This window comes from Pseudoalteromonas tunicata (assembly GCF_002310815.1).
GTDB classification, from domain to species: domain Bacteria; phylum Pseudomonadota; class Gammaproteobacteria; order Enterobacterales; family Alteromonadaceae; genus Pseudoalteromonas; species Pseudoalteromonas tunicata.
The window spans coordinates 1,367,382-1,388,373 of sequence record NZ_CP011032.1 but is presented as its reverse complement, the minus strand read 5'-3'; the positions used below and the strand labels follow the sequence as shown (position 1 = coordinate 1,388,373).

The following is a 20,992-nucleotide window of genomic DNA, read 5'->3' as shown; positions in this document are numbered from 1 at the left end:
AAAGCTTAGTCAAACGCGACTTAAAGATGCCACTAATACTATCTACACGATATTCAAATTTATCCATTTGCGAATTTCCTCAAATCCATTTAACGAGCATATAGAATTACTCGTTTTAAAATTTATTTTGATTAATGCACCAACAATATCTGAGTTCCTATTTTGATTCAATCGTTTAGTCGTTTTTAGATTATTAGTTAATATTCAGATTTATTGGGGTTTTTAGAGGGGTGTTTAAGCAGGTTTGGTGAGTTTTTGAGGTAAAAAGGGTTTCCCCTGCTTAATGCATCCTGTTTTGCAGCTTTTCTATATTATGAACCAAGCAATACAGTTGCCACTGGGCATTCACTTTCGTTTGACCACGCAAGGTCAATTTATTCATGCCTTTATTGACGGTGATATTCCGCCTTTTATTTAAAGGAAAGCAGGTTTGATACAGCCGAGTCGTTTGCCATTCCTTGAATAAAAAGATGTTGTCGTCCCATTGGGCTGTCTATTTTTACTTTCATTTTGTCGATGTAACTGACTTTTTTGCGTGATTCATCATTCTTAAACTGCACTTGCCGCCCTGTTTTTATCGGTGGCTTTCGCATGCATTGTTGTTGCAGCGGGCAAATTTTACAGTCTTTTAAGTAACCGCAGAATCGGGTGTATTGTTGATGATGGCTGTTGACATTGATACCACTTCGCCACATCTCATTGCCTGCGGGGCAGCGGCAGGTTTGGGTTACTTCATCATAGTGGAAGTCATCCGAGGGAAATAACCGCGGCTTACCTTTACTGCGTTTTAATCGGCGCTTTTCTTGCTCTGTTTCGTAGGTTTCGCTCTCTTTAAACAGTGGGTTGCGTTTTCTAAATTGGTTATCTGCTATGTAAGTATCAAAGCCACTTTTCGCCATAAATTCGAGGTTCGCTTCGCTATTAAAGCCACTGTCTGCGGTGAATTTGATGGCCTGTTCCTTTGACGTTCGGTTTGCGTTGAGTTTAGCGAGTTGTTGTTTTAATTGATTAACGGCTGGCTGCAAGGTTTGTTGCTCGCCCACCGAACCCCACGCTTGTGCTTGCCCTCTTTACCCAAAGAACGTATTTGGTGCTTATCGTCATTTATCGCAATACCGTTGTAGCCTTGAATGGTGCCTTTTGAGGTGGTCATTTTAGCGCTGTCAGGGTCGGTGATATTACTTTTAACCGGCTTACCTTTACTGCCTGTTTTTTCTTCGTGAGTGGCTAAAAACGCGCTTATTTTACCTGCACTTTTATCGAGCTTTTCTTTTTGCTTTAAGTCTTGTGTGACCAGCTCTTCACTTAGGCCATCTTGGGCTTGATGGCGTTCAATGATGCGTTTACTTGCGCGTTCTAGTTTTGCTTTTTTACGGCCTAACTCATCGAATGTACCGCTCCATTATTCGTATCGTCCTGATACTCACCTTTCAGGCCAGCTACGCTGTTCAAATTTATTCCCGCTAAATTTGTCTTTACTTGCATTCGACTTCTTTCGTTAAAATAAAGTGCCAGCCATCAATAGCAAACATATTACGGCCTATTAAGCCTTCTGCGTCGCATATCATCAGAACTTGCGTAAATAATGGTTCAATCTGCTCGTGCATTTTAGCCACAAAGGCCGCGATTGAGGTGAAATGCGGCTGCACGTCACCCGCTATTTCTTGCAAAAGAGTCTCATGAACAAAATATTGTCTTCACACGCCTTAGCAATGCGACGACTACTGATCAAACCATGTGCATAACCCAGCAGAATAATTTTGAGCATCACCGCAGGTGAATACGCCGCTGCACCTGTTTTATCGTTGTTGTACCATGCATCAAAACCCGTTAAATCGAGTTTATTTTCGACAATATAACAAAGGGCATACTCAAAAGTGCCAGGCAGAATTTGCTCTGAAAAATTGATAGGAATGAATTTATTTTGGCAGGATAAGTCAGGCTTGGCTCCTAACCCAACGAAAGAGCCATAACACGTTACCGTGGGTGAATAATATCTATTAGATCACAGTCACCCGGTGGGTTCAAGGTTAAAAATCGAGCAAATAAAGAAGTATAGAATCCGTTCCTTAAATGAGTAATTCTACAGCCTCAACGCCGCAATAAACGGCAAATAATAGTTGGCTATAATGTGTAGCGCAGCGAAACTCAGCCAACTGTTATGAGTCCGCTTTTTTAATTGCCTTGTTATGTTTTTCAGTTGCCGAATTACATTGAAGCAATTGATTGTTAATTTGGCTTTTTTCTAATGAACATTTGTCTTTTAGAGATGACAACCGTTCCGTTTGTTGCTCTTTTAACCAATCAATTCGCCCCTTATTTTGTGACTTTAACTCTGTAATTTGGGTATTAAAATTCTTCTCTAGGCGCTCTATTTGCCACGTATGGTACATCCAAAAGGCTGTTGATAATGACGCTATTACAACACCTAGTACAATCCCTGGGTGCTTTCCAAACCATGTCTCCCATTTATTGTTTTCTAGAATCAAGAGCCTTTGATCTAAGTGACCTAACACTTCGTCTTGTCGCACGGTTCCGTTCATTAATTTTCTCCTTTTGGAGAAATTACTTTTTGAACATCTGCTCGAGCGGCACGGTTATCCCAGCTGCTGTGTTCGTCATCTCCTTTAATGATGACTATTCTGTTGCCTTCCATGTAAACGTTAGTTCCTGCAAAGGTAACTCCTTCTATATTTCCACCAATTAATCTTTGCTCAATGGTGGCTAAAGTTCTATTTACACTTTCTACAGCAGGAACTACTGAAACTTTAGATTTCTTCGAATCGACAATCTCAAATTCAATCGTTGCGCCACGTCCATTAGTTGGATGAATATTTGCCGAAATATTGTATCCACTTTTTATGTTCGGCTTTATTGAAGAAACAAACGAATTTGCATACTTTTTTAATAGTTTTTGATTGTTCATAGATCCCTCAATGTTCGATTAATCCCGAGAAAAACATAACGAGACTGTAGAATTTCTATTTTTATAAATTTGCCCATTTTTTATGGCCTCCTGTATCGCTTTCTAAGCGATGATCTCACACTAAGCAATACATTTGAGACCCCTTAAATCACCTAAAAATTTGACCAAATAAGTAATTCTACAACCTCAACGCCTAATTAACAGGCAAAAAATAGTTGGTTAAAATAAGCGACGCAGGAGCAAAAACCAACTGTTTTTTGTCCTTGTTTAATTTCTTGTTAGCTTTTTTTGTAATACTGTTCGAGTAACTTATTGAACCTTTTACCTTTAGTGAAATAATACATAAAGCCAAAAGTAAAAATAAAGTAGAACAAAACGCCCCAACCTACAGAAGAACTATTATCAGGAATTAGATAAATCCTAGTTAAAATAAACAGTAATAATGTGCAGGAAAACGTAAGTAGCATGGTTTTGGCTTTTTTATCAGTAGATATGTAAAGCAACAACTTAAGATTTTTAGTAATAATAAAAGCTACGGCTACAAATAAAAGTAAAGCAATTTCGAATTTACCATTATGCATGTAAATAACTAAGAAAAATGGAGAAAATAAAAGAGGTAATAGCTGTTTTTTATATTCTTCGATTGTTTTTCTTTTCTTAAAACCCCCAGGGTTTTTATGCTTTTCAATATCTTCTGTACCTGCTGTTGCAGAACAGCCACACTTTGAACAATGAGTTTCATTTGAAGCATTTCCAACACTACATGCGTTACAAGTCCATCTATAACCTTTCATAAAACTCCAATGTTGATAAGAAAGCTAACGAGACTGTAGAATTTCTATTTTTATAAATTTGGCCATTTTTTTGACCTCCTGTATCGCTTTCTAAGCGATGATCTCACACTAAGCAATACATTTGAGACCCCTTAAATCACCTAAAAATTTGACCAAATAAGTAATTCTACAACCTCAACGCCTAATTAACAGGCAAAAAATAGTTGGTTAAAATAAGCGACGCAGGAGCAAAAACCAACTGTTTTTTGTCCTTGTTTAATTTCTTGTTAGCTTTTTTTGTAATACTGTTCGAGTAACTTATTGAACCTTTTACCTTTAGTGAAATAATACATAAAGCCAAAAGTAAAAATAAAGTAGAACAAAACGCCCCAACCTACAGAAGAACTATTATCAGGAATTAGATAAATCCTAGTTAAAATAAACAGTAATAATGTGCAGGAAAACGTAAGTAGCATGGTTTTGGCTTTTTTATCAGTAGATATGTAAAGCAACAACTTAAGATTTTTAGTAATAATAAAAGCTACGGCTACAAATAAAAGTAAAGCAATTTCGAATTTACCATTATGCATGTAAATAACTAAGAAAAATGGAGAAAATAAAAGAGGTAATAGCTGTTTTTTATATTCTTCGATTGTTTTTCTTTTCTTAAAACCCCCAGGGTTTTTATGCTTTTCAATATCTTCTGTACCTGCTGTTGCAGAACAGCCACACTTTGAACAATGAGTTTCATTTGAAGCATTTCCAACACTACATGCGTTACAAGTCCATCTATAACCTTTCATAAAACTCCAATGTTGATAAGAAAGCTAACGAGACTGTAGAATTTCTATTTTTATAAATTTGGCCATTTTTTTGACCTCCTGTATCGCTTTCTAAGCGATTATCTCGTACTAAGCAATGCATTTGAGACCCCTTAAATCACCTAAAAACTTGACCAAATTAGTAATTCTACAGCCTCAACGCACGCCTAAACGGCGAGCAACTTGTTGCGAGTCCAGCGGCCGCAGGCCGCGTTGTTTAAGGCGCTTGTTATATGGAGTGTTCATCATTACTGAAATACTCCTCCGTATTCTTGCAATCCAGATATATCAAACAGATAAATACCTAAATTTGATATATCTTTCAGGCCTCTTTTACTTTCTGGATGTTCAATTGGAGACCAGTAGCAAAGCTCAGTGTACGAATTGCCTGATTTTGGCCGAAAACACCAAGTTGAGCCGTCCAACCCCCTAATATTATCAGGCCGTGAATTAAGCAAAGCATTTTTATACAAATCATCAATTTTGCTTTTTATCTCACTGGTGAGCCTGACTTTGGAATGATAATTCAACGCTGGTCTTATCCCATATTCAGACACATAGGCTGTCTGATATAGCTCCGAAACCAAAAAACTTGCATCTTTCCCAACGCAAAACCTGAAAACCATATCGTCACGTAGCGAATGTTAACTGATAACTCAAACATCAAGCCATGAAAAGCTTCATTCTCAGAGCAGTTTGGTTCTTCAGCAAATGCCTTACCTGCGAAAAAAATATATGTAATGACTAATAACAAAGTTTTCACTGAACATGATGCCTTAACATATAACGCCCGCCACAAGCGCGAGCAACGTGTTGCGAGTCGAGCCGCGAAGCGGCGTTTTGATGGCGATTGTTATATGCCAATTTAGACATAAAGACTTATCAAGACAATGGTTAGGATAATTACCGCAAATCCCGTACATATAATGCGACCTTCATGATCTTCAACCTGTCGGCCACGAGGATAATTACCTAAAGTAACAATATTTAGAAATATACGACCAACCCAATAGATAAGAAACTCGCAAATAGCTTCCAATAGGATGAAGCGGATAAATCTAAGAATAGCTTTGAATGCTCCTTCGGCTAACTCTTCCACCGAAACCTCCTTGGCATATAACGCCCGCATTTGGGGCCGAAGTGAAGCGCAGCGGAACGGAGGTCCCAGCCCCGCAGGGGCGAACAACATGCGCTTGTTAAGTTGCGACTAATCAATGCTACGGCCTATTAATTTAGAAATAAAAGTAACAATACCTTTTTCGTTGCTGGTAGCACGATTGAAAACAAAGTAGTTACGGATTGCGAAGAATAACCCAACAACAAAACACGCTATACCTACCCAATTGCATACGTGCACCAAACGGCCATAGCGAGCCTCGATAATGACGTAGAATTTACTCCCGGCTTGACTAGCAATATGCCCTTCGATGTAACCACCAAGAAGAATAGCAATGAGAAAGTAAGAAATAACTCCCGTCAGCAGTGCCCCCCACCACGGCAATCGCGACGCGATATGCACTATATCTGGAATTACAGACACGATGCTATTGCTACGCCTCCTACGATACCTTCTTCCCATAGCTGCGATTTCCTTTCAGCAACTTAACGCCGCAAATAAACGGCAAAAATTAGTTGGCTATAGTTTGTGAGGCACGAACAAAGCCAACTGGTTTTTGTCCGCCCTTTTTAATTTGCCTTGTTATGTGTACTTTAGCTCTATAATTTCCAGAGCTTCAACTTTAAGGCTAACAGCTTTATTTTTTGCATCTGTTACTTGAGCACAAGATTCAGGATCATCAGAGTCAAACCATTCGAGGTGAGTCATAACCTCCATTGCGTTAGCTAACACAACATTTTCTGTTTCGTCCTCATAAACGATGCAAATAGGATATTCTGGAGTGTTTTCCAATGCTCAATTGTCCTTGTACACAATCGTGGTAGAGCGACCCATTACTGGGCCGACCCCACACAGATCCGGACGTGCGGAATTACCGCATCCGGCTCTTCAGTTATATATTCACGCGTGTAAATCAACACGCTCCTAGTACCAATCTACGTGAATAAATCGCTTACTCACTCTTGGTCGCTCAATTGCATAATACATTAGCATCTTCTTGAAATTACTCCAATTGTAACTGCGTCTGCCACTGCGCCTATTCAGCCATTTGTATAAACTGTGCAACACATAACTGTACAATCTATCAAGGCTGCAGCTGTTGTCTGGCAGGCCAAAGTAATTTCGGTATCCCATCAGTTTGCGTTTCAGTTGCGGCATCCAAGTGTTGAGCTTGTTTGACCGCTTGGCTTTGATGTATTGGTAAAACTCGCTCATGCTGGCGCGGTGCTTTTCCGCCCCTGTTCGCCGCCTGAGTCGAGGTTTTCCCTGTGCATCTTTTGCCCAGTAAAAGGCAAAACCAAGAAACACAAATTGCCGTTTTCGACTCGGGTGAAATCGACTAAATCGTAGCAGTGAGGTTTTCTCCTCTGCCACTTCTAAATTGCTTATGTTTAAATAAAAGTCTTCAGTCGTTTTGGCAGCACCTCGTAAAATCGCTCAGCATCGTTGGCGTACTGAAACGCACACACAAAATCATCGGCGTACCGGATGAGCATCGCGCGGCCACGCATTCGGGGTTTTACTTTCTTTTCAAACCATAAGTCGAGTGCGTAATGCAGGTAGATGTTCGCCAGTACCGGGCTAATGATCCCCCCTTGCGGCGTACCGCTTTTCGGGTATTCAAATACCCCTTCAGGTGATTTTATGCGGGCTTTAAGCCATTGGCTGATTAAACTCAGCATGGCTTTGTCATCAATGCGTTGTTTGAGCATCTTCATCAGCCAGTTGTGATCAAGGTTGTTGAAGAAGCCTTTAATGTCAGCCTCCACAATGTAACCGTATCCTTTAAACTGAAGATTCAACGCTAAACTGTGCACCGCTTGATGGGCGCTTTTATTCGGTCGGTAGCCATAGCTATTGGGCAGAAAATCCGCTTCCCAGATACTTTGCAATATCTGGCTCACGCCTTGTTGCACCAATTTATCATCCACCGTGGGCAAGCCCAGCGGTCTCTGTTTGCCATTTGCTTTGGGAATAAAGACACGTTTGATGTCATTGGCTCGAAAGCGCTTATGCTTCAGGGCATCGCTCAGTCGAGTAATGTTGCCAACAAGTTGCTGCTGATAAGCAGGCATGGTGATGCCATCAATACCAGCGGCTGCTTGTTTATTGAGCTGACCCCAACTTTGATACAGGAAATCTTCCCTTAGTAATCCGTATAAGTTCTGAAACCTGTGTTTGGGGTGGCGCTGTGATTTAAATGTGATCGCGTTTAGTTCGGTTATCATAGTGAGTCCAGCCCTACATTGTCCGGCCTATGTGTCTGCTAAACACGTGATATAACTGCCAGCCCCTTCGCCATGTGATCGGCTTTCCCGTCTCAAACTACTACGAACTGGTCTGACTGCCAAAGGGTCATCGTTGGCCTTGCTTTTGACTTAGCTTCCCTACCGCGTCCTTGCGGAACACCTTTGGCTCTCTCAAGTTCCTGATGCATCTCTTTAAACATGCCACGGCTTAATAACTCCGCTGACTCGCCACAACCTCACTCATTACGGTTGCTTTGCTTGGACTTCAGTGGCGTTACAAACCTCGTCAGTCAGACTGTATTTATCGGAGCGATCTCAGCACTTCAGGGACACGGATCCCCTGTGGCCTACTTAATTCTCTGTGTACGCTTCACCTATCTTGTTCGCTGAAAAAAAAACAGCTCCGCCATAGGCGCAACACTCGATACGGGTGGTGAGTTAAACCTTACCCGACAGGGACTTGCACCCTGCAAGATGCATCAAGCTTCGCTTGACGCACTAACGCCTCGATTAATCGGCGCAAAATAGCAGGCTAAAATTAGCGACGAAGGAGCGCAAGCCTACTTTTTTGCGTCCTTTGTGGTTTAAGCGTTTGTTAGCCAACTTTTAAGTAAATTCTATAAACATTTCAGTCTTTAAAGAGTCTGGGTACCTTGGTATTTGATACTTATCAAATATTTCTTCCCAGTTTGAAAATGAATAAAATAGAAACATCATCAATAACTCACTTTCACCATTGGATTTTTCGATGATAAAAGAGTCTCGACTGTGTGTAGTCGAGCTAGATTGACCATCAGGGGTGATAGTAACCAACTCATCTTTAATATCGCTTACCTTCGATACGGTACTTTTTTTGTCCGCCATGAGACCAAAGTGTTTGGAAGAATTAGCTATGTCTCTACACCACTTTAGTCGTTCATAGGTATTACAAACTTCATGAAATTCTTTTTCAGGAATAGAAAGGTGTTTAATACACCAATCTCTTAAGGAATGCGCTGTTATGCAGTAATTGAAAAGATGATCAGCGGTATCTACTTTGGAGTCTGAAGTCCAAGCCCTTCTTCCCTCTCTAGCTAGTTTTAAAAAAAGGTCTTTCGGTTCTTGATAAATGCTTATGACTGACATATTAACTCTTGTTGGCTAACGAGGCTATAGAATTTCTATTTTTATAAATTTGGCCATTTTTTTGACCTCCTGTATCGCTTTCTAAGCGACAATCTCGTACTAAGCAATGCATTTGAGACCCCTTAAATCACCTAAAAACTTGACCAAATGAGTAATTCTACAGCCTCAACGCCAAGCTCATCGGTAAATTAGGAGCGTAGCGATTAATTTATCCGCGTGCAGCTTTTTGTTAGGTTTATACATGATAACCTGCTCCTCTCAACTCTACCGAGAGCTGCTGCTTCCATTGCCCTTCTTGATCCATTGTGACGTAAACTACGCCGCTAATATCATTTGGTGTTTCAACGTTTCCTTTTACCACAGCGGAAACTCTTGAGCGGCTAAGCTTACCTATTAAAAACCCGTGCTCAAAAACAACATTTTGACGAGCGCGATAGTTTCCTGTCAACTCTCCAGCCTTGGAACCAATGTCACAGGGTGTGTATAACACCACGCCAAAACCAACATTAGAGTAATGCTCGATTTTTTCTATAATGGTTCGTCCTGAGCTTGCTTGCTGATGGAGAATAATAGGCTGCAACCCTAGGCTAGAAATGAATGATGACATTTCTAGTTTGGCAATATCATCGTGGCCGTGAACTATAAAAACCTGAGAAGTATTGAAAACACCCGGCGGGGTTGGGATAACTGGTGGTTCTGCGGTTGGTTGTTGGGTGGCACCCCATTTAGATGAATTAAATTGCTGTTGTGTAATGTAACCTTTTCGCAGCAATATATCGAACAGTGGTTCATCCTTAATAGCCCAATGCGTCCTCGATAGCTCCCAACTCCCAACATCTATATCTACCCGCAAAGCCTCAATAGTACCAATGGGCAAGCTCGGAAGAGCAGGGTCGAATTCAAAATCGAATACTACAGAATTCTGTCGTAAGCGAATATTTGTTACATACCCTATCCTGGATTCTACTGATTCGTTTTCAGTGACAAAAAGCGTGGGGAAGCTTTTAAGCTCCTCAATTGCTTTTTCATCAAAGAATTTGTATCTCTCGCTTATTTCATCAGCAGTATATTCAATTGCAACACGACTTCTATCCAGCTCGTGAGGGCTTCTGTCCCAACTTTCTGGATCATAAGAGATTATTAAATTAAACAACTTTTAATCCTTCCAAGGAGTTTGCTACGAGATCTAAAAACCTAGCAGCTTATTAGATCCCATAATGGGGTGATAAAATCCCCCAAAACGGCGGATAAAACATATCCACAATATTTACACCTTTTTTATCTATAGTAAACAAGCAATTATAATATCTATCGATACTACGCTGTTATTATCCGACAAAACGGTGACTAATAATGTTATTGGACACTTCATCAAACCCTGTACTCATCAACAGTATTATTTTCGTTCAATCAACAGATAAAAGCGGGCAAGCTGCGCTCGTCTTCGCAAGCAGGCTTGCACCTACAACCATTTCAAAGCTCACGCTGATGCCAACAAATTCCCCCTTCAATCAAACCTGAAAAAATAGATTTGATGAATAATGCGCTACAGTAAGTCGAGCAAGCCATGCTAAGGCATGGATGGCGCTTCATGGCGGTTATGTTCACATCAAATGTATTTTTGAAGATCAGTTTGCCTATTTTTTAAAATTTGAGGCGCCGAGGGGTTCCAAGGGGAGACCGGCGATAGCCTCCCCTTGGCTGCTGTCGCCAGTGCGACAACAACAATGCCAATTTAAAAAGCGGTTTTTAAAACTAAACACAGTTATTGATGTGAAAACGGCTTTTAAATAACTGTCGAGCTAAAGCCCGACCTACAACAGCGGCCGAGCTGCGCTCGCCTTCGCAAGCAGGCTTGCACCTACAAAAATATCAAAGCTCACGCCGATGCCAACAAATTCCCCCCTAAATCAAACCTGAAAAAATAGATTTGATGAATAATGCGCGACAGGAAGTCGAGCAAGCCATGCTAAGGCAGAGGTGAAAAGCATTGCTTTGAACGAGAGGCCTTGGATGGCCGAACTGGGTAGCGTACAGGGATGGAGTAGCGAGCCGCTTCATGGCGGTTATATTCACATCAAATGTATTTTTGAAGATCAGTTTGCCTATTTTTTGAAAATCTGGGGTGCCGAGGGGTTCCAAGGGGAGATCGGCGATAACCTCCCTTGGCTGCTGTCGCCAGTGCGACAACAATGCTAATTTAAAAAGCGGTTTTTAAAACTAAACACAGTTATTGATGTGAAAACAGCTTTTAAGTAACTGTCGAGCTAAAGCCCGACCTACAACAGCGGCCCAACTGCGCTCGCCTTCGCAAGCAGGCTTGCACCTACGGTAAAATCTCAAAAAAACATCAAAATATCGGTGTAGCGCAGCGCCTCGGGGCTATTAATACTCGGCGGTGGTGAAACAATTTTAACAACTGAGTTTTCGGTGGTGAAAAAGAAGGTTAACCACTGAGGTTAAGAGAAACACAGAGAAAAAAAAGCTATTAATTAGTTGGCTTTACTCACTTAGTTTTTCTCGGTGAGCGAAGCTTCGGTGTACTCTGTGGTGAAAAATCACAATGCAACAAGCGCCTGGCTAAAGCAGACCCACAAAAGCGGCCAAGCTTTGCTCGCCTTCGTAAGCAAGCTTGCGCTTAAACAGAGTATCAACAAAAAGCCGAGTTTCCTCGGCTTTTATGCGTTATGGCTCAGTTCGTTACTGAGTAACAAGCTCTTAGCTATAAAGCTTTTGTGGTACTTTTATCACGCGTAAATGCACCGTCACTTCTTCGCGGTCATGATATAAGTGCTTGGCTTGCAGCGCATATTCAATGCCGTATTTATTCATTTCGCTGTGAATTAAGGCTAAATTTTCATACACACTGTCAAAGCGCTTTTTCATTGGCAATTTAAGGTTAAAAATCAGCTCTTTGACAAAATCATTTACGGCCCAATCAATCATCAGTTGCGTTACTTTGTCTGGTTTTTCAACCATATCGCACACTAACCAATCGATATTGCGTTTTTCAGGGCGAAATTTGAAGCCATCTACCGTGTAGTGTTTAACTTGGCCGGTATCCATCAATGATTGGGCCATAGGGCCATTATCGATGGCTTGCACAAACATACCACGGCGGACAAGTTGATAAGTCCATCCACCAGGGCAGGCACCTAAATCAACCGCACGCATCCCAGGGCTTAGGCGCTTTTCTTTTTCGGCTTCTGGCACAAAAACAATAAAAGCCTCATCTAGTTTTAACGTTGAGCGACTTGGCGCAGCACTTGGAAAACGTAAACGTGGAATGCCCATAAAAAAGTCAGAGTTATTGTTATTCCATGAATAACCAACATAGGCAGTGGCGTTATCTAAAAACAAAATGTGTAAACTTGGCAGCTTACTTGGGCCATCTTTTACTAAACTACGCTGCGCGACCAATTTATTACGCAGTGGCACGGTAATTTTTTTACAAAATTTAAGTAACTCTTTGCCTTCGTTAGTATCTGGGGTTTCAACCCGCAGATCTGAGCCTGTCGGCATATCAATCAAAGCATTTGCTATTGCACTGACGCGGTCGGTTTGCGGTAACTCTTCCACCAGCACACCACAAAACCACTGCCGAGCAAATACCAGCTGAGCAAAGTCGACTTGCTTAATTAAGGTGGCGCTGTCGTCGGCATTAAAACATTGAAACACAACAAAACCAGTATTTGGTTTGGTTTTTACATAACCTGCAACATTTAACTCAGTAGCATGATGGGTGATTTCGGCGGCCGCATCACTTTCAAATCCTGGGCGACAATAAATAACAATACAAGACATTAATTTTTAACCTTTTAAAATTCTGTGCGACTAACTTGCACAACAAACCACACCCATGCACCAATAAAACACACACCACCTAACGGGGTAATTGGCCCAAGCCATTTCCACCCTAGAGTACTGAGTAAATATAAACTACCACTAAAAAGCACTATGCCCGCCACAAGCAACGCTGCAGGGCCCACTAAGGCAACGCCTTGTTTTGCCACCAGCGCAAATAAAATAAGCGCTAAACCGTGATACATTTGATATTGCACCCCAGTTTGAAATACTTGCAACGAAGCACTCGACAAGGTGGCTTTTAAGCCATGGGCAGCAAAAGCCCCTAATATTACAGCAAAGCCTGCAAATGCAGCGCCTAAAACCAGCATCCACTTAATCATGGGTCACCTTTTTCATAAAATCTGCCGCAAGCTTGGCACTGTGCTGCCAATTTTGCGCTTGAGTAAAACCAGAGCGTTTTCGTGGCACCAATGAATGATCGCCATCATCTATCCAGGCAATGGTGACCGGCCCAAGCAATGGCAACTCGCTGACAAATGCGCGTTCGCCAAAAATATCGCGCTCACCCTGCACGATAAAAAGCGGCGCTAATAACTCACTAAAATGAGCGGTGCGCAGTGTATCTTTTTTCTTAGGTGGATGAAATGGATATCCAAACGCAATCACGCCTTTGACCGTTTGCTCGCACGCTAATAACGACGCCATACGCCCGCCCATCGATTTACCGCCAATAAAAATCGGTAAATTGTTATCAAGCTTTGCATAAATTTGCTTGAAGTAAGCAATTAATTTATCGGCGCGTTGTGGCGGTTGGTTGCGCCCGAGTAAAAGAGCTTTATCCATGTATTCAAAATTGAATAAACCAACATTTATGCCTTGCACCATCAGCAGTTGTGCCATTTGCTGCATAAATTCAGAGTCTTTGCCCGCCCCAGCCCCATGGGCAAACAATAATTGGGCTACCGGGGCGTCGCTTTTAAACCACTCAATCGCCATTATTCGGTAAATCCTGCTTCAATTTGCTCTACTTCTACCATGCTGAGCATCCACTCTTTAAATGAGACAATTTTACCCAGCTCAGTTTGTGATTCGCGGCACACTAAATAGTAGGCATTTTTACTTTCTAAAATATGACTAAAAGGAATAACCAAGCGACCCGCATCCAGCTCTGGCCTTGCCAATACGCTATTGCCAAGTGCCACACCCTGACCATGAATCGCCGCTTGCAGCACCATCGATGAATGGCTAAAAATAGGTCCGGTATTGACCTTGATATTGCGCACTCCGGCGGTTTTCATCCAGGTTTTCCAATTTTTACGCGTCATATCGTGCAACAAGGTGTGATTTTCTAAATCATTAATATGCATCAGCGGTTTTGGGCCGTTCAGTAACATAGGGCTACAAAGCGGCACCAAGTATTCTGTATGTAACTTGTGGGTTTGCACGCCATTCCAATGGCCACGGCCATAATAAATGGCGACATCAACATCATCGGTGAGTGAGTTTTCTTCTAATTCTTGCGCTTTTATACGAATATCAATTTCAGGGTGGGCTTCATTAAATAAATTAAGCCGAGGGATTAGCCACTGAATAGCAAAACTTGGCGTTAAACTGACGGTAATGGAGCCTTTAGCGCCCCGAGCTAACAAACGTTCAGTTGCATCGACCAATTGCCCAAAGATTTCTTTGATATCAAGAAAATAAGCTTGGCCTTCTTCAGTCAGGAGCAAGGAGCGATTTTTACGTAAAAACAGTTTTAATCCTAAATGATCTTCAAGGGTTTTAATTTGGTGACTAACCGCAGCTTGGGTTACAAATAGTTCTTCGGCGGCTTTAGTAAAGCTAAGATTACGAGCGGCGGCTTCAAATGCCTTTAGTGCATTAAGCGGCGGTAAACGTCTGGACATATTCCACCTGATTTATTCATTAGTTTTTTTTATCTGAACGCATTATAAATGATCGTTTTTAAAAGACAATTTTTTTGCTTATTATTTACTCGCAGCGCAAGAAGCAGCTCCAACCAAGCGCTTAGCTGCCATAGAATTTAAATTGACTTAAATCTTTAAGATATTTATGCCCCCAACCTGCATAAATATTTTTATCCAATATCGAGGACGATATGAACAAGCTAGCACTGTCATTCACTTTAGCAAGCAGTATTTTTAGTACCAATGGTGTTGCCAATGAGCAGCACTTCGAACTGAAAAAATTAGTCGAGCAAGAGATTAAAGCAACCATTACCGTACAACTGACAGAGTTACAAAAAGAGCATGCTGTTATCAGCTTGCCAACACAGCCTATCTTGATTGCCCGTGTGTTGCCAACCACAACCCGCAGCAAGCTCGATGAGCCAGTACAAAGCGAATAGTAAAGTAAAGCAAATAAAACACAGCAAAAAGGAGGCTAAAGCCTCCTTTTAGTTTTTATACTCTGTCAAATGTATTAGCTAGCGCTAGTATCAAGTGGTTCAAAGCTTTTTATTAAATCATCCACCGCTTTCATTTGTGTTAAATACCCTGCTAACTTATCAAGTTGCAATGCACATGGGCCATCACATTTTGCTTCGTTTGGATTTGGGTGCGCTTCAATAAATAAACCTGCAAGACCTAATGCCATACCACTGCGAGCAAGCTCTGCGGCTTGTGCGCGGCGACCATCGGCCGAGTCGGTGCGACCACCTGGGCGTTGTAAAGCATGAGTTGCATCAAAAATCACTGGTGCCTGTTGTTTCATGTCATCCATGCCCAGCATATCAACCACTAGGTTGTTATAACCAAAGCTTGAACCACGCTCACATAAAATAACCTTGTCATTGCCTGCTTCGTGGAATTTTTGAATAATGTGACGCATTTCATGCGGGGCTAAAAACTGTGGTTTTTTCACATTGATCACCGCACCTGTTTTTGCCATCGCCACCACTAAATCGGTTTGGCGGGCTAAAAATGCAGGCAATTGGATCACATCAACGACTTCGGCAACGGGCGCGGCTTGATGTGGCTCGTGCACATCGGTGATCAGAGGCACATTAAAGGTTTGTTTAATTTCTTGAAAAATCTTTAACCCTTCATCAAGACCCGGACCACGATACGAATTAATTGATGAGCGGTTTGCTTTATCAAATGACGCTTTAAACACGTATGGAATGCCTAATTTTGTAGTTACTTCTACATAGTATTCTGCAATGCGCATCGCTAAATCACGCGATTCAAGTACGTTCATACCGCCAAATAAAACAAACGGTTTATTGTTCGCGACTTCTATTGACCCGATGTTAATAATATCAGTATTCATTTTTAATTCCTTAAGGTGCAACCGCTTGCATCATTAAACCACAAATGTAAGCCATGTATGTGCCTACACCATAACCCAGTACTGCTAATAAAACCCCAACAGGTGCAAGTGACGGGTGAAACGCTGACGCGACCACGGGCGCTGAAGCCGCACCGCCCACATTGGCTTGTGACCCCACCGCCATATAAAACAGTGGTGCTTTAATGGCTTTGGCTACAATCAGCATTAAGCTTGCGTGCACCAACATCCAAATAATACCGACTAAGAATAAACCAGGATTGTCGAATATGGCGGTGACATTCATATGAAGACCAATCGACGCGACTAAAATATATAAAAAGCTCGACGCGACTTTAGATGCACCAAATGCTTCAATTTGACGCACTTTAGTGAACGATAAAGCAATACCAATGGTGGTTGAGATGACAATTAACCAAAAGAATTTGCTGTTTAAACTATACGCTTGCGCCCATGCAAAATTATCCCCAAAAAATGGCCCTAAAATATCGGCCATAAAATGCGCCAAGCCCGTAATACCAAACGCTATAGCAATGATGGTCATGTAATCATTGAGTGTGGGCATTCTTGCATGCTGCGCATGATAAGCTTCAACACGGTGCTTCAGCTCTTCAATCGCGCTGGTATCTGCACCCGTGGCGGCATCAATTTTTTTATGGTTTGCAGCCATTAACAGCAATACTGCCATCCAAATATTGGCGACAATGACATCAACCGTCACCATCACTGAGAATATATCACCACCCACTTCAAACATTTCTTTCATTGAGGCTTGGTTGGCACCACCACCAATCCAGCTACCAGCAACGGTTGTCATGCCACGCCATACCGCTTCAGGTCCATGGCCGCCAACAATCTCAGGGTTAACCATACTCACCACTATAATGGCGATTGGCCCACCAATCACAATCCCCAAAGTACCCACTAAAAACATAATGAGCGCTTTTGGACCTAGATTTAAAATGGCTTTTAAATCAATGCTAATGGTTAATAAAATTAGGCAGGCAGGTAACAAATAGCGTGATGCGACGTAATACACATTCGATTTATTACCGTCGACGATGCCAAAGGTATTGAGCAACGAAGGTAAAAAGTAACACAATAATAAAGCGGGTACGTATTTATAAAATTTTTGCCAAAAATGATGCTGGCTGTGTGAGGTTTTAAAAACAAACCCTAAAATAACGGCTAATAGACCAAGTACCACGGCATCGTTGGTAATTAGCACTGACTCGGAAGCTGACATTTATTCTCCTTATAATTTAATGGAACGTATGATGTTGATAGTCCATTTCATCTAACTGATATTGGATAAGCTCAATTGCGGGATCATCCGGGCATTCATTAATAAAAAACTCAAAATCATGGCGCGCAATGTTATGACAATCGAGTTGCTTGAGTAAATAACCTCTGTCGCGGCGTTCATACGGGTCGTCGCCAATCATCTCCATTAACATCTCAACACATCTGAGCGCATCGATATAACGCTTCTCGCTGATAAATGCCCATTTTTGATGGCCGATAAACAGCTTAATTAAATCTTCGGCAGGTATTAACTGATAGTGGTCGCTGTTATCTTCTTCTGAGCCATTTTCTGTTTTGATATACCAACTTTGGTGGCCAGAAACCGGATCAATAAAATACCCTTCCATTTCACTGCAACGCACATGCACTGTAAGTTCACCATATTCGACGACGATTTCAGAGCATATTTCATTTTCATTGAGCACATAATCTAAAATCATCGCCATCGCAAAGCTGCTGCCAGTGCGATAAGCAAGGGCATAAGAAATTGTATTGAGTTTACTTTCAGCAATCGATTGATTGGTGCCGCTAAAGGCCCAGTCACCATAAAATAAATCTATAATGGCATTGAGAGACTCATCAAACGTGGCAAACTTATCAGCCTCTAATTTGGCCTGAGCAACCAAAGTATCAAGCACATCAAGGCTTGGCCGAATATCAAAATCAGCTTGCCATTCTTTTTGGGCTTTTAAGCAACTGTAAATTGGGGTTAGATGCTCAACCTCTTGATCATCAAACCAGATATCTGACATCAATACCTGTACTACTCTAAATTAATTACAAAATGGCGCACAGTTTACCTTTTCTGCCCTAAACTTTCACCCACAAAAGCCATGAATGACCGCATATACCCGTTCGATTGATTAGTTTGTGCTGGCTAAGTGGCAAAATGGTGAATAACCAAGCAATAAAATTGTGCGAGTGTAGCAAGCTTTAACCCTCTGCATCACTCACCTAAATACAGGATAATAAATCTGCCTCTGGCCACTTTAGCTTAAAATGATGCGTTGACAGCTTCGGCTCTTTGATTTGAACTTATTTTTTATGGTGCAAGAGTTTGAATTCAAAATATAAAAAAACCGGCCTAAGCCGGTTAAATACAAAACGAATAATAAATAAGTTACTTATCTGGGTAAATTTTTAAAATGTGCTCGTATTTCGCAATATTTTCAATGAAGATATCAACTAGCTTAGGCTCAAAATGCCGACCTTTTTGCAGCGTGAGTTCATCAAGCACTTTTTCAATCGGCCAAGCGGCTTTGTAACAACGTTTATGACGCAATGCATCATATACATCAGCGAGCGCAACAATACGGCCATAAACATGAATTTGCTCACCACTTTTGCCTTCAGGGTACCCTGAACCATCCCATTTTTCATGATGATCTTGTGCTAAAATCGCACCTGCTTGAATAATTGAGCGACGCGAATTTTTTAATATTTCATGTCCTTTTGTGGCATGCGTTTGCATGATTTTCCATTCGTTTTCATCAAGAGTATCGGGTTTATGCAAAATAGTATCTGCGATACCAATTTTACCAATATCATGCAATGGCGCTGCATGTTTTAAAATTTCGGCATCTGCTTCACTTAAACCATAATCACATGCGAGTTCATAACTAATAAGTGAAACACGCTTAACATGATTGCCGGTTTCTTCAGAGCGCTGTTCAACCGCTTCACTTAAACGGTAGACAATTTCTCGTTGAGTATCTTCAATTTCAGATTGCAGCTGCACGTTTTCGAACGCAACTTGCACATTTTGCGCAAAAATTTCTATTAGATGCTTATGCGTTGCGTTAAGTTGTTTTGGGATCCCCGATACATAAAGCATTGAGTTATGGTTACAACGACTTGAACAATAAGCAAAAAGGTAGTTATCTTTATACACAATAGAACGCTGACTAAGTGCTAAATTACACGCTTGTAGTTGCTCAATACTGAGTACTTCATCAATCGGTTTGCCTTCACTTTTCTCAAAATCCCCTTGGCCGGCAAATACAATTAGATTCGATTCAACATCATCTGGATTACTGGCCACTAACGATGTTGCATATAAAGCTTCATCAACCGTGCCTAATATGGAAGTCAGTTGCTGCATTACGCCATGAATAAAGTTATCCATTGAATGGGCTGAGAATAAATCACGCGATGCAATAATAATGCGCTCAAGCCCTAAGCGAGATTTTTCTATGGATAAAATATCGCGATACGACCGCAGGCTTGACATAACAACAGTAAAGAGTTTTTGCGCTGTGAGTTCAGTTTTAGATTTGTAATCGTTAATATCATAATTAACAATTACTTGCCTTTCTGGGGCTTGGCCTGGTTGACCGGTACGAAGAATAATGCGGGCATGATGATTATGAGCAACTTCTCGAATGAATTGAGCTACTTTTAGCCCTGCATCATCGGTTTCCATAACGACATCAAGTAAAACAATCGCGGCATCAGGATGCTGAACAATGATTTCTTGTGCTTCTTTACCAGAATAAGCGCTAATGAATTTTAGTTTTTTATCTTGGAACTCAAAGTCACTTAAGGCGAGTTTGGTGACCGCATGAACTTCGGGTTCATCATCCACAATAATTACTTTCCAGTAACCTTGGTTGACCTTTTCTGCGGGTTGCTCGGGCTCATCTGAAAATAAAAAATCATTCGCCATAGTCGCTCCTTAGTTCATATTTGGGGTCACGCAAACAGCTTTAACACATTTAACCATACCACCGAGCTAAAGTTACGCGATCATTACCAGCTAAATCTTTAATAGTTCTAATATCTTTATATGCCATTTGTAAGAAAATTGCACTTACTTGTTCGGCTTGTTGATAACCATGCTCTAACAATAAATAACCCCCTGAGGTTAAAAACGTTCGCGCTTGATTAACTATAGTACGAATGTCTGCTAAGCCATTATCGGGAGCAACTAACGCTGAAAGAGGTTCAAAGCGCACATCGCCTTGCGACAAATGTGGATCGTCTTGTTCAATATACGGTGGATTTGAAACAATCAGATCAAACTGCTCAGTTGAAAATGCACTAAACCAGTTACTTTGCACAAAACGACAGTTTTTTATCTCAAGTGCAGCTTGATTTGTTTGTGCTAATACAACTGCATCTTCAATTCGGTCACACCCTGTAACTTGCCAATTGAATTGTTCGCTTGCTAAAGCTAATGCAATTGCCCCCGTTCCAGTGCCTAAATCCAATACTTTGGCGTGTTCAGGCAACGCTAAACTAAGCGCATGCTCAACTAACGTTTCGGTATCAGGGCGTGGAATGAGCGTCGCTGGCGAGACTTTAAGTTTTAAACTCCAAAATTCGCGATAGCCGATAATATGGGCAATCGGCTCGCCGGCTAACCGCCGTGCAACCGCTTGTTCAAATTGCGTTTGTTGTTGCGCCGTAAGCGCCTTGTCGGGCCAAGTAAATAAATAACTGCGCGATTGCCCTATCACATCAAGCAACAGAACTTGAGCATCTAATTTTGCTGTATCACTACAAGCAAAAAAGGCGTTAGCAGCAGATGCTAACGCCTGTTCTAATGTTTGACTAGGCAC

Annotated in this window: 21 protein-coding genes and 1 pseudogene; 2 read left to right on the top strand and 20 right to left on the bottom strand. The window is 41.4% G+C overall.

Annotated elements, in window-relative coordinates:
- Positions 1–280: 280 nt before the first annotated feature.
- The 11 genes and pseudogenes from PTUN_RS22620 to PTUN_RS22135 all read right to left on the bottom strand — a co-directional run bounded on the left by PTUN_RS22620 (position 281) and on the right by PTUN_RS22135 (position 10,164).
- Positions 281–1,915, bottom strand: a pseudogene (locus PTUN_RS22620) (transposase).
- Positions 1,916–2,159: 244 nt separating this feature from the next.
- A complete protein-coding gene (locus tag PTUN_RS06420) occupies positions 2,160–2,543 on the bottom strand; it encodes a hypothetical protein (RefSeq protein ID WP_009839323.1) in 384 nt (127 codons plus the stop codon).
- Entirely contained in the window at positions 2,543–2,926 is a 384-nt protein-coding gene (locus PTUN_RS06415) for a hypothetical protein (RefSeq protein WP_009839322.1), read from the bottom strand. The genes PTUN_RS06420 and PTUN_RS06415 overlap by 1 nt, the downstream gene beginning before the upstream one ends.
- A gap of 278 nt (positions 2,927–3,204) precedes the next feature.
- On the bottom strand, positions 3,205–3,720 hold the full coding sequence (locus tag PTUN_RS06410) for a zinc finger Ran-binding domain-containing protein (RefSeq protein ID WP_009839321.1): 516 nt from the start codon (positions 3,718–3,720) through the stop codon (positions 3,205–3,207).
- Positions 3,721–3,986: 266 nt separating this feature from the next.
- Positions 3,987–4,502, bottom strand: coding sequence for a zinc finger Ran-binding domain-containing protein (locus PTUN_RS06405; protein WP_009839321.1), 516 nt, complete (start codon positions 4,500–4,502; stop codon positions 3,987–3,989).
- Positions 4,503–5,385: 883 nt separating this feature from the next.
- The gene (locus PTUN_RS06400; RefSeq protein WP_232285023.1) at positions 5,386–5,619 is read right to left on the bottom strand and encodes a hypothetical protein; all 234 of its coding nucleotides are present in this window, start codon (positions 5,617–5,619) and stop codon (positions 5,386–5,388) included.
- Positions 5,620–5,727: 108 nt separating this feature from the next.
- Positions 5,728–6,060, bottom strand: a complete 333-nt coding sequence (locus PTUN_RS06395; protein ID WP_009839316.1) for a hypothetical protein — start codon at positions 6,058–6,060, stop codon at positions 5,728–5,730.
- A gap of 159 nt (positions 6,061–6,219) precedes the next feature.
- A complete protein-coding gene (locus tag PTUN_RS06390; RefSeq protein ID WP_004586969.1) occupies positions 6,220–6,429 on the bottom strand; it encodes a hypothetical protein in 210 nt (69 codons plus the stop codon).
- A gap of 599 nt (positions 6,430–7,028) precedes the next feature.
- Positions 7,029–7,865 (bottom strand): reverse transcriptase domain-containing protein, encoded by an 837-nt coding sequence (locus PTUN_RS22140; RefSeq protein WP_009839314.1) that lies wholly within the window; start codon positions 7,863–7,865, stop codon positions 7,029–7,031.
- Between the two features lie 627 nt (positions 7,866–8,492).
- Positions 8,493–9,011, bottom strand: coding sequence for a hypothetical protein (locus PTUN_RS06380; RefSeq protein ID WP_009839313.1), 519 nt, complete (start codon positions 9,009–9,011; stop codon positions 8,493–8,495).
- 235 nt (positions 9,012–9,246) lie between these two features.
- The gene (locus PTUN_RS22135) at positions 9,247–10,164 is read right to left on the bottom strand and encodes a TIR domain-containing protein (RefSeq protein ID WP_009839312.1); all 918 of its coding nucleotides are present in this window, start codon (positions 10,162–10,164) and stop codon (positions 9,247–9,249) included.
- An 860-nt stretch (positions 10,165–11,024) separates the two neighbouring features.
- Between PTUN_RS22135 and PTUN_RS06370 the strand changes: the two genes are divergently transcribed.
- Positions 11,025–11,210 carry a hypothetical protein gene (locus tag PTUN_RS06370; protein WP_009839310.1) on the top strand — a complete coding sequence of 62 codons (186 nt, stop codon included), beginning with the start codon at positions 11,025–11,027 and terminating at the stop codon, positions 11,208–11,210.
- A 519-nt stretch (positions 11,211–11,729) separates the two neighbouring features.
- Here PTUN_RS06370 and rlmM read toward each other — a convergent pair.
- From rlmM to PTUN_RS06350, 4 genes are read right to left on the bottom strand one after another with little or no spacing between them, the layout of a single operon-like run.
- Positions 11,730–12,815, bottom strand: coding sequence for a 23S rRNA (cytidine(2498)-2'-O)-methyltransferase RlmM (gene rlmM / locus PTUN_RS06365; RefSeq protein WP_009839309.1), 1,086 nt, complete (start codon positions 12,813–12,815; stop codon positions 11,730–11,732).
- 14 nt (positions 12,816–12,829) lie between these two features.
- Positions 12,830–13,198: a DUF423 domain-containing protein gene (locus PTUN_RS06360; RefSeq protein WP_009839308.1), complete on the bottom strand. Its 369-nt coding sequence runs from the start codon at positions 13,196–13,198 to the stop codon at positions 12,830–12,832.
- Positions 13,191–13,814 carry an alpha/beta family hydrolase gene (locus tag PTUN_RS06355; RefSeq protein WP_009839307.1) on the bottom strand — a complete coding sequence of 208 codons (624 nt, stop codon included), beginning with the start codon at positions 13,812–13,814 and terminating at the stop codon, positions 13,191–13,193. The genes PTUN_RS06360 and PTUN_RS06355 overlap by 8 nt, the downstream gene beginning before the upstream one ends.
- Complete coding sequence (locus PTUN_RS06350; RefSeq protein WP_009839306.1) at positions 13,814–14,725, bottom strand: transcriptional regulator GcvA; 912 nt, start codon at positions 14,723–14,725, stop codon at positions 13,814–13,816. The genes PTUN_RS06355 and PTUN_RS06350 overlap by 1 nt, the downstream gene beginning before the upstream one ends.
- A 212-nt stretch (positions 14,726–14,937) precedes the next feature.
- Here PTUN_RS06350 and PTUN_RS06345 point away from each other — a divergent pair, with 212 nt between their 5' ends.
- Positions 14,938–15,186 carry a hypothetical protein gene (locus tag PTUN_RS06345; RefSeq protein ID WP_009839305.1) on the top strand — a complete coding sequence of 83 codons (249 nt, stop codon included), beginning with the start codon at positions 14,938–14,940 and terminating at the stop codon, positions 15,184–15,186.
- A gap of 74 nt (positions 15,187–15,260) precedes the next feature.
- Here the strand turns inward: PTUN_RS06345 and kdsA are convergent, their stop codons facing one another.
- The 5 genes from kdsA to prmC all read right to left on the bottom strand — a co-directional run bounded on the left by kdsA (position 15,261) and on the right by prmC (position 20,992).
- On the bottom strand, positions 15,261–16,109 hold the full coding sequence (gene kdsA, locus PTUN_RS06340; protein ID WP_009839304.1) for a 3-deoxy-8-phosphooctulonate synthase: 849 nt from the start codon (positions 16,107–16,109) through the stop codon (positions 15,261–15,263).
- 10 nt (positions 16,110–16,119) lie between these two features.
- On the bottom strand, positions 16,120–17,373 hold the full coding sequence (locus PTUN_RS06335; protein ID WP_009839303.1) for a DUF819 family protein: 1,254 nt from the start codon (positions 17,371–17,373) through the stop codon (positions 16,120–16,122).
- Positions 17,374–17,389: 16 nt separating this feature from the next.
- Complete coding sequence (locus PTUN_RS06330) at positions 17,390–18,184, bottom strand: tetratricopeptide repeat protein (protein ID WP_009839302.1); 795 nt, start codon at positions 18,182–18,184, stop codon at positions 17,390–17,392.
- A gap of 368 nt (positions 18,185–18,552) precedes the next feature.
- A complete protein-coding gene (locus PTUN_RS06325; RefSeq protein ID WP_009839301.1) occupies positions 18,553–20,097 on the bottom strand; it encodes a response regulator in 1,545 nt (514 codons plus the stop codon).
- A gap of 49 nt (positions 20,098–20,146) precedes the next feature.
- Positions 20,147–20,992 carry a peptide chain release factor N(5)-glutamine methyltransferase gene (prmC, locus tag PTUN_RS06320; RefSeq protein WP_009839300.1) on the bottom strand — a complete coding sequence of 282 codons (846 nt, stop codon included), beginning with the start codon at positions 20,990–20,992 and terminating at the stop codon, positions 20,147–20,149.